Annotated in this window: 9 protein-coding genes and 3 pseudogenes; 4 read left to right on the top strand and 8 right to left on the bottom strand. The window is 43.1% G+C overall.

Annotation, left to right across the window (positions count from 1 at the left end; genetic code table 11):
• Positions 1 to 79: 79 nt before the first annotated feature.
• A pseudogene (locus tag B7C60_RS02015) lies at positions 80 to 292 on the bottom strand (Lrp/AsnC family transcriptional regulator); the annotation flags it as partial.
• A gap of 168 nt (positions 293 to 460) precedes the next feature.
• On the opposite strand from B7C60_RS02015, the pseudogene B7C60_RS02010 reads away from it, so the two are divergent.
• Together B7C60_RS02010 and B7C60_RS02005 are read left to right on the top strand one after the other, a co-directional pair.
• Positions 461 to 1,528: pseudogene (locus tag B7C60_RS02010) on the top strand (PLP-dependent cysteine synthase family protein).
• 204 nt (positions 1,529 to 1,732) lie between these two features.
• A complete protein-coding gene (locus B7C60_RS02005; RefSeq protein ID WP_099610197.1) occupies positions 1,733 to 2,215 on the top strand; it encodes a copper resistance protein NlpE in 483 nt (160 codons plus the stop codon).
• A gap of 88 nt (positions 2,216 to 2,303) precedes the next feature.
• Here the strand turns inward: B7C60_RS02005 and B7C60_RS02000 are convergent, their stop codons facing one another.
• The 7 genes from B7C60_RS02000 to B7C60_RS01970 form a co-directional block, all read right to left on the bottom strand.
• On the bottom strand, positions 2,304 to 3,470 hold the full coding sequence (locus B7C60_RS02000) for a tetratricopeptide repeat protein (protein WP_099610196.1): 1,167 nt from the start codon (positions 3,468 to 3,470) through the stop codon (positions 2,304 to 2,306).
• Positions 3,454 to 4,134: an energy transducer TonB gene (locus B7C60_RS01995; protein WP_099610195.1), complete on the bottom strand. Its 681-nt coding sequence runs from the start codon at positions 4,132 to 4,134 to the stop codon at positions 3,454 to 3,456. The genes B7C60_RS02000 and B7C60_RS01995 overlap by 17 nt, the downstream gene beginning before the upstream one ends.
• Complete coding sequence (locus B7C60_RS01990) at positions 4,109 to 4,510, bottom strand: ExbD/TolR family protein (RefSeq protein ID WP_099610194.1); 402 nt, start codon at positions 4,508 to 4,510, stop codon at positions 4,109 to 4,111. Before B7C60_RS01990 ends, B7C60_RS01995 begins: the two co-directional genes overlap by 26 nt.
• Positions 4,494 to 4,997, bottom strand: coding sequence for a MotA/TolQ/ExbB proton channel family protein (locus B7C60_RS01985; RefSeq protein WP_099610193.1), 504 nt, complete (start codon positions 4,995 to 4,997; stop codon positions 4,494 to 4,496). The genes B7C60_RS01990 and B7C60_RS01985 overlap by 17 nt, the downstream gene beginning before the upstream one ends.
• The gene (locus B7C60_RS01980) at positions 4,991 to 6,286 is read right to left on the bottom strand and encodes a MotA/TolQ/ExbB proton channel family protein (RefSeq protein ID WP_157928671.1); all 1,296 of its coding nucleotides are present in this window, start codon (positions 6,284 to 6,286) and stop codon (positions 4,991 to 4,993) included. The genes B7C60_RS01985 and B7C60_RS01980 overlap by 7 nt, the downstream gene beginning before the upstream one ends.
• Positions 6,286 to 6,987 carry a DUF3450 domain-containing protein gene (locus B7C60_RS01975; RefSeq protein ID WP_157928670.1) on the bottom strand — a complete coding sequence of 234 codons (702 nt, stop codon included), beginning with the start codon at positions 6,985 to 6,987 and terminating at the stop codon, positions 6,286 to 6,288. Before B7C60_RS01975 ends, B7C60_RS01980 begins: the two co-directional genes overlap by 1 nt.
• A gap of 577 nt (positions 6,988 to 7,564) precedes the next feature.
• On the bottom strand, positions 7,565 to 8,419 hold the full coding sequence (locus tag B7C60_RS01970; RefSeq protein ID WP_099610190.1) for a Tim44 domain-containing protein: 855 nt from the start codon (positions 8,417 to 8,419) through the stop codon (positions 7,565 to 7,567).
• A 191-nt stretch (positions 8,420 to 8,610) separates the two neighbouring features.
• On the opposite strand from B7C60_RS01970, the gene B7C60_RS01965 reads away from it, so the two are divergent.
• Positions 8,611 to 9,201, top strand: a complete 591-nt coding sequence (locus B7C60_RS01965; protein WP_099610189.1) for a TetR/AcrR family transcriptional regulator — start codon at positions 8,611 to 8,613, stop codon at positions 9,199 to 9,201.
• A 15-nt stretch (positions 9,202 to 9,216) separates the two neighbouring features.
• Positions 9,217 to 9,443 (top strand): annotated as a pseudogene (locus B7C60_RS17560) (MFS transporter); the annotation flags it as partial.

The raw sequence follows: 9,443 nt of genomic DNA, 5'->3' as shown, positions 1-9,443 counted from the left end.
ATTATTAAGGCTATTCATGATGAATGATGGTAGTAGTTAAATAGCCTTAATTAGATCATATTTTTATTTAGATTGGTATTACCATCACAAAGGCAATAAATGACAAGCCTAGTTGTTCAGGATCAAGTAAAGCCACTCGTTGCTTAATAATTCCCGATTCTTCTAGTTTTTTTAAACGCTTCCAACAAGGCGTTGTGGTCAAGTTGACCGCTTCGGCTAATTCATTGAGTGATAAAGTCCCATCTTTTTGCAACATCGATAATAATTGCCTATCCACTTTATCCAATGACATACCCCCAGTGATAGAAAATATTTCTATAAAAGTAGCAAAACACAGGTAAATTAACCAACCTTTTCTCCACACCATGAGGTTAAATTACCTATATATTCTCATGACTTTCTGATCCATTTATGGACAGTTGAGAGTGAATTAACGTGCAAGATAATTAGGAAGAACCCTATGTGTACCGATCATCAATGGATTAACAATGCGATTCGTAAGATAGAAGCGGATTTTCAACGCTCTGCTGATACGCATTTAATCAAACTCGACCTTCCCTGTATTTCTGGCGTCGATCTTTATCTTAAAGACGAAAGTACCCATCCAACAGGGTCACTTAAACATCGCTTAGCTCGCTCTCTGTTTCTTTACGCTATTTGTAATGGTTGGGTTGGCCCTGATACGCCAATTATTGAATCGTCATCTGGAAGTACTGCCGTTTCTGAAGCTTATTTTGCTCGCTTACTTGGTTTGCCTTTTATTGCCGTCATGCCTAAATGTACTGCGCATAAAAAAATTGAACAAATTGAATTTTATGGTGGCAAAGCGCATTTAGTTTAGCGAACTGATCAGATTTACGCGGAATCTCATCGACTAGCTCAAGAATTAAATGGCCATTATATGGACCAATTTACTTATGCTGAGCGAGCCACTGACTGGCGCGGAAACAGCAATATCGCCGATAGCATTTTTAAACAAATGCAAAAAGAAGAATATCCGATTCCTACTTGGATCGTGATGAGCCCAGGAACGGGAGGAACCTCGGCTACCATTGGTCGATTCATTCGTTATCAACAATACAACACTAAACTATGCGTGGTAGACCCAGAAAACTCGGTCTTTTTTGACTATTATCACACCCGCAATCATGCGCTGACCTTAGAATGCGGCAGTAAAATTGAAGGAATTGGCCGGCCGCGAGTTGAACCCAGTTTTATTCCAAATGTCATTGATGAAATGCGAGTTATCCCAGATGCTGCGAGTATTGCGACTATTCATTGGCTAGAAACCATCTTAGGTAGAAAGGCTGGTGCTTCAACAGGCACTAATTTATACGGCGCATTATTATTGGCCAGCGAAATGAAGCAACGAGGCGAACGTGGATCCATTGTGACGTTACTGTGCGATAGTGGCGATCGGTATCTCGATACGTATTACAACCGTGAGTGGTTAAAAAACAATATTGCTGACCTCTCTCCTTATCTAGCCAAGCTAGAAACATTCCAATCTTCTGGTATTCTCGACTAGCTTTATACTATCCAAACTAAAGTTACAATCGGTCTAAAGCTATAGCCAGTTTAAAGCTATAGCCAGCCTAAAACCATAGAGAGGTATCATGCCTCTCTGATGCTTTATATCAAAAACATGACGCCTCCTTGACTCGCTCAACATAAATGACCGCAATAATAACCCCATCAACAACCACTTGAGTATGGATAAAGGAAAGGCATGATGAAAAAAACATTTTTCGCACTGAGTGCACTGACATTAATGTTGGCTGGCTGTGATAATACCGAGCCAACGGCGGCTACAACAGAGCCTGCGATCTCCTCACACAATGGCTCACAAACAGAGGCGGCAATCGATGAAACCTTTACCTCAGAGCACACCGCTTATAATAGCCTTGATTGGCAAGGCACTTATCAAGGTGTCCTTCCTTGCGCCGACTGCGCAGGAATAGAATATACCTTGACTCTAAATGACGATCTAACCTACACCCTAACTGAAATTTATCAAACGGATGAGGAAACTAAACCCTTGACTAGCACAGGGAAATTCCACTGGGATAAAAATGGTAGCGTGATTACCTTAGAAGATGGGTCCGACTCTGCTAACCAATATTTCGTAGGAGAGAATATTTTGATGAAATTGGATATCAACGGCGAAAAAATCACCGGTGATTTAGCCACACTCTATCATTTGAAAAAACAATAACTGATTCACTGTCACTTCAAGTAACCATAAAGCGCTGGCCAATGGATCACTAGCGAGCGCTTTATGGTTACTGTTGAGCCTGATTAAATTACTCACGGGTTAAATAGTCGATTTGGCTTAACCATTGCGTCGCCAGTTCGTGGTAACGGGTACCAGCTAGACGCTGAAAAGAATCTCTCGCGCTATCCCAACGTTTTAATTCAAACTCACTAATGGCAGCGAGCAACAACCAGTAATGATTATTTTCATGACTTGCCTCTAGTCGTTTAAACAAATCGGCAGCCTGCTGCCAGTTACCTTGCTGATAAGCTAATAGGCCCTGTAGCGCATAAGTATCTTTTTTCTCTGATTTTGCTAACCATTCTGCTGCTTTAACTTTATCACGGGCTAATAAATAACTTTGCGTCAGCAAGGGTTGATAACGGGGATGATCACTGAGTTGAGGGTGTTGCTCTAGTACTTGTATCGCGCGATCAGGCGCATGAAAACGCAACAATAACTGTGCATATAACATCATACTTTGCTGTGGCAGACGATTCGCTTTATAAGCACTACCTAATGCATTCACCGCTTGCTTTTCCTGATCTAATTTTAAGAATGAGTAAGCATATTTTTCCCAATATTCAGCGTTTTCCGCATACTGAGAAACCAACCAGCGCAGTACTCGATTAGCATTATGCCAATCCTCTTGTTGCTGATACAAGGCGAGTAAAAAGCGTTCTCTTTGCTCAGTGTTCTGATACTCAACAGCACGTTCCATTGCTTTGGCTGCATCACGATAAGCTTGTCGGTGGAATAAACTGTATGCCTTTAACGAGTACAGCTCAGCAGACTGAATTGCCGACGCATTCTCTTCTATCGCTTGCATTGCAACAAACCAGTTATCAACCCGCTCAATAACGGTGTTATAGCTCTGAGTTTGATAATGCAATTGGGCTGACAAGTTCAGCAGTTCAGGTTTACGTGCCTTATCTTGATTAAGCCTTAATAAAGACTCTACCGCAACAGTTGCACAATCGTATCGGTTGAGTGCAACGCATGCTTGGAGTTGCAAGTGAGCAGCCATCTGCTGAGATTGCTGATCTGAAGATTGTACTTGTTGCACAAATCGCTCGATCGCACTCAATGTCGTCAAGGGATCTTTTTGCAGCTGCATTTGCAATCGTTGGTAAGTTTGATAATCGTCAACCTCAGAACTGACACAAGGCAGAGAAACAGCCAACCCCAAGGCGAGTAAACTATGTTTCCAGTTCATAGCGTATCGTGATCCTTTGCCATTGTTTTTCTTCGGGTGCCACAAATCGCCAACGAATGACCGCTCGTTTCGCTGAGCGAGCAAATACCCCAGGCGGCTCTTCTGCTACAACTTTAATCTCTTGTGCTCGCCCCTCTTGATCAAGATAAAGATCAAGTGTGACAAAGCCTTCTATCCCATCCCGTTTAGCTTTCGTCGGATAACGAGGTGGGATCTGAATGACAGGTTTAGCCTGTGCCATCGCGCTGCTGATCATACTGCCAACCCCATTCCCTTGCGGACTAAAAGTCAGATTGACGATTTGTAAATCAGGCTTATTGGTTTCTATTGGCACCTTCATATTGGGTAAAGATACTGAAGAATCAAATGCTAAGGTTGATAAATTCAATATGGTTGGTGGCGGTGGCATCGAGGCACTTTGTGGTGCTTGGCTAACGTCAACCGATTGATCTTGCTCTGGTTCCATATGCTCAAACGGCCTGGTATGAAAAACCGTTGACAAATGAATCGAGTGAACGCGATCAACCTTTTGATTGCCAAGTGTTAGCCAATACATAAGCCAAACTAGCGCAAAATTGATCAATAGAGCAATGAACCACGGTTGTTGCAACCAGCGATAGGGTAGCCATTGGCAATGGTTAGGATTCTGTAGCCACAGCGACATTGTTCACCCCTGCAATTCTAACTTTATCAATAACTTGGATAAGACGCCCACTATTAACTGATTTATCGACATCGATCACAACAGACACATTATTTGCTTGGGTGACTTTTTGTTTAATACGGCTTGTTAACATCGCGACCTCGACCGCTTGATTATCTAACCAGATTTGCCCCTGTTCATCGACCGACACGGTGACAGAAACACTAGAAAGGCTATCTGTAATCTGACTATTGGGACGCTCAACCTTGATCTGATTCTGCTGCTGGAATGATGCTGATAAAATAAAGAAAATCAGCAAGATAAATACCACATCGATCAAAGGAGTCATATCTACATTGGCTTGCTCGCTTGACTCTTCACTATGACGAAAACGCATTTTGCACCTCGAGTTGACGACGCAAACTCGCTAAGTAACGGCGCTTACGCTGGTTTAAGTGATGAACAAAATAGACCCCCGACAGCGAGGTGACTAAACCCGATAGCGTGGTAAGTAATGCTTGTGAAATCCCACCAGATAACTGACGTTGTATATCCAGTTGATTAAGCTGCTGAAAACTCTCAATCATCCCGTCGACCGTGCCAAGTAAACCCAACAGAGGTAACACCTTAACTAAAATTGATATCCAAGGAATCCCTTGATTTAACTGTTGCTCTGCTTGATTTAACCAAGCACGACAAACCGATTGATACCGATGATTCGATAACCCAATTTGCAAATTATATTGCCTCGTTATCTCAGGCACAAAGCGAGCGCGACAACGACTTTGATGACGATAAGCTTGTGCTATCAACCACCACATCACTATCGATAAGGTCATAATCCCCCAAACTAAAGGGCCAGCAGTATAAATAAAATTCAGCATTTACCCCCCTGAACGTCAGCTTGCTGACGGATCACTATCAACCCCGCGCTCTGCTGTTCCAGCACCTCAATCAATTGAGTACTTTGAGCTTTTAACCCGCAATGCAGCAGAAGCAGTGGCACCGCGACAATCAGGCCCATCTCTGTGGTTAATAAAGCTTGTGATATACCGCCAGACAACAGTTGGCTATCAGCACTGCCATGCTCAGTAATCATGCGAAATGTTTCGATCATCCCCCCAACCGTCCCCAACAGACCAAGCAGCGGCGGAATACTCGCAAAGACAGCAAGGCTGCCTACACCGATTTTAAAACTGGGTACTTCCTTGAGTACCGCTTCATCAATCACCGCTTCAAGCTGTGCACCCTGACATTTTTCGCTCGCCAGTATCACTCGCCCTAAAGCATTCCCCGCATTGGCTTGATGCGCCAATATTTGTGTATCAATCTCACGCTTCGCTTTTCTCAATGCCAAACCACGAACCACTGCAATTGCAACACCAATCATGCCGATCAATACGATCATAACCCCAACCACACCGGCTGGTTTGATACGCTCTAACCAAGTCGGAGCATTCGCTTGCTTATCAAGCAGTGCTCCAAAACTTGGGTCAATAAGCATCTGTTGTGGATCCATCGCTACGGTGGGTTGAGGTGCCATCTCCATCCAAGTTTTTTCACTTGGCAAATAGCGTAGCCAGCGTGGGCGATCCTTCATCACATACGCATTAAATGGGCCAAACTGAGTCACCTGAGCCAACTGCTGCTCACCATTTGCCAGCACAATGGATTGCTTACTGCGCAGCACCTTACTGGTAAAAACTGACTGTTCCAGCAACGCCACCCACAACCGCTTAATATGCGCCAGATCAACAGACTGTTCTTTTTTAGCCATAAACCCAGATTGGTCAAAGAGCCACAACCCATGAGGTGAAACACGCTGCATCATTAAATCGCCATGTTCGACCACGTGCTTAAAGACACTATTCATCGATTCACGTTGTGTTTGATATTGTGCTCTTCTCTGTTTCAAAGACGCTTGTAGCTGCAAAATACGATCTTCCAGTGCTATATTATTCGCATTGGTCTGTTTTAGTTTGTCTTGAGCACGAGCCAGCATGTGGCGTGCATCTCTTAACTCTCCAATTGCCTGTTTAACCCGTTGATCAGCTTGCTGTTTTTCAATCAATGAACCTTGCTTTACTTGTTCTAGTACTCGATCCAATTCAGAGGCGAGCACACTCGCTTGCCAGCCAATCGCCAGCGCTAACATTAGCCATACTGATTTCATTACATGGTCTCGATTTTCACTGCTGGAAGAGTGAGAAGTGTAGGTAACTGCTGGCCCTGTGCGACCTGCGCTGCGTGTTTTATGGAGCGGATCCACTCTGCTGATAACGGTTGCCAACCTTGATCCCATACACCCGCTTTGGCTTCATCCGGCGTAAAGTAATAAAAACCTAACCGCCCGACTCGAACAAAGTTAACCAAATTACCATCCAGTTTCCCTTGCCAACTTTCCGTGGTATAGCCGTAGCTGAGTTCGACCTGATAGGCATCAAGTACAGAGAGAGTTTTTTCACCTTCAGATAAACTTGCATCAAACAACTGGCGGCGTAAATTTTCAATTCTTGCCTGGCGCTCTGCCAATAAAAAAGGCGCATCTGCTGCGACAAATTGCGCCAAAGAGACAACCATGTCTTCCAATAATGGGCCTAACATCATACGAGTTAAACGAAGTTGAGCTTGGTTTTCGTCCATCGCCACTAAGGCATTTTCAAGTTGAGCGACTTGTTTTACTAACAACTGGTGATACTTATCGGCCAACTGTTGTGCACGGATCACTTGGCGATATTGTTCGATAACCTCAAGATGTTTGTCATCAAGACCTTCCACCTTGATTTGTGCCTGTTGGCTAGCGATTAATCCCTCTGAATCTTGTTGCAAAATCTTATCTATTTTTTCAGCAACCGCGTTCCCTGACGCAGCCACACAACCCATAACCCAACACAATCGTACTCGATTCCGTATTTGCTTCTTTGTTATCAATACCAACCTGACCTCTCCGACATTACTCTCATCCCCAAATAACTTGGCGTTGCAAATAAGCGGTAAGTGAATGACAAACGTGCACAGCCAAAGGCTGGTCTTGGATGAAGGCCAAGAATGATTTTCACACATGAGCATAAATACACGATGTGATGAGGACAAACGAACGTTGCCAATACCGCTGCAGCTTCAAGTAACCAGGAGATAGTTAATTACCGTCATTTTCCGACAAATGCGTACATCGTCTGTGGGAAAAAATGGCATCAGTCTAAAAATTTACGGCGAAGACTATCATCAAATACAAATGATAACAATTATTATTCTTTGTTGATATTTTGAATAGATGATCAACTGGTTGGACACAATAAAAACAAACGATACCCAAACAACTTGGAATTGCAGGTAGACGGCAAGTGAGTGTCCCCTCAGTCAAAGATGACCGAAATAAAACTGAGCTCCAAATAGCATAACGCCCAAGACAAGCTTGGGCGTTAATCAATATGATCGGGGAAAAGGTTAATTAACCTTGAATACCAACAATCAACCACGGCGCATTGGGTACGCTAAGATCACGTTCTAAATGCCAAATATCTTGGATATCTTCTTCAATCTGCTCGCCAGCGTCACGATATCGTCCACTAAACTGTAAGCTTAATTGAGCTTTGTTCACATCATAATCGGCACGGACAATTTCCGCATCAACATACATGACATCGGTTTGTGGTTCGTGATCTAGCTTGGCACGCTCTGCTTTTAAATCTTCAAATAAGCTAGCTGAAACATATTCTTCTATGGTTTCAAGCTGATTATGATTCCAAGCCCCTTGTAAGATTCGGTAATGCTCGCGAGCACCATTAATAAATGCAACCTTATCAAATCCAGGTGGATAGTTATGAGGGACGTCGCTATGCCTTTGCCCACCAAAACCACCAGTAGGATTTGTCTGTTCAAAGTTGTGTACATTAGGCTGATTGACACTACTATACGCTGGCTGCTGATGTTGATTGATCGATGTTTGTTTGGCACCGAGTAACCCCCGCATCAGTTTAAAGATCACAAAAGCAATTAAGCCAATGATCAAAATATCCATAAACTGGATTCCTTCAAAGGCTCCGCCAAAGAAAGCAGCCAGTAATCCCCCTGCCAATAAACCACCCAGCATTCCGCCCATTAAACCTTTCTTATTCGACGTTGCTGCGGTCGTTTTTGCGGTGTCTTGCTGTTTTAATGTATTGGTATTTTGTTGTTTCTGCGCTGGGGCAGTTTTGAAGCTTTTACCAAATGATTTACCACCACCAAACTTTTTTGCGTCAGCGTGCGGTACGACCATCACAGATACCATCAGTAAAGCCATAAAAGAGAACAGACGTTTCATATTTATCCTTAAGCACTAGAAAGCTGTGTTACACACTATCATCATATCTGGTTCACTAAACCAAGCAAACTATTTGACTTTATTGACATGTATCAGAATATTGCAGCGCGATTCAGTTGACGCCCTATAAGGGGCTGTTTAGAATATCGAACATTGTTCATTTTTTTATTCTGCGAATTTAGTAGTCTATTATGGCCCGACGAAACGATCATACTCGAGAAGAGCTGGTCTCTTTAACCCTGAAAGCAGCCAAAGAGTTTTTGAGTAAGCATTCCTACCATGAAATGAGCTTACGCAAAATAGCCGCCATGATCGGGTATGTCCCAAGTACGCTGGTTAATGTTTTTGGTAACTATAATTTACTCTTGCTACATGTTGTGGCACAAACACTCGATGAATTGGCTTATGAAGCTAAATTAGTGGTCAGTCAATGTCAGGATCCGAAAAAAGCGCTGTACCTATTAGCCATTTGTTATCATGATTTTGCACACAAAAATCCTTATCGCTGGCAATTGATTTTTGAACACAATATGAATGGTGAGGTGTTACCAGAATGGCAAGCTGAACGAATTGAACAGATGACCAGTATGCTAGAAGGGCTATTGCAGATCATCGCACCGCATAAAACGCAGAACGAAATATTACGCACAAGCCGTGTATTATGGGCTGGCGTTCATGGGATAACCTTACTGAGTGTCGATGATAAATTCTTTGCTAAACAGCCGGTTGATGGTAAAGCGTTGATCGACGATCTTCTCACTCAATATTTGTCTAATTGGTAAGGTTAAGGAACACTAATGCCGCATTCTCAGTCATCGTTGTTGACTCAGCAGCGCTTCCTTCCCTACTTCATCACTCAGTTTTTTGGGGCTTTCAACGATAATATTTTTAAAAACGTTTTGTTACTGCTTGTTGCATTTGCCAGTGCTGATACTCTTACGATTTCCAGCCATCTTTTTATCAACCTCGCTGCCGGGTTATTTATTCTTCCTTTTTTCCTCTTTTCTGCCTCAGCGGGTGTGTT

It is taken from the genome of Vibrio fujianensis, assembly GCF_002749895.1.
GTDB classification, from domain to species: domain Bacteria; phylum Pseudomonadota; class Gammaproteobacteria; order Enterobacterales; family Vibrionaceae; genus Vibrio; species Vibrio fujianensis.
Note: the sequence above shows the minus strand (reverse complement) of the source record. Positions and strands in the feature narration are given on the sequence as shown.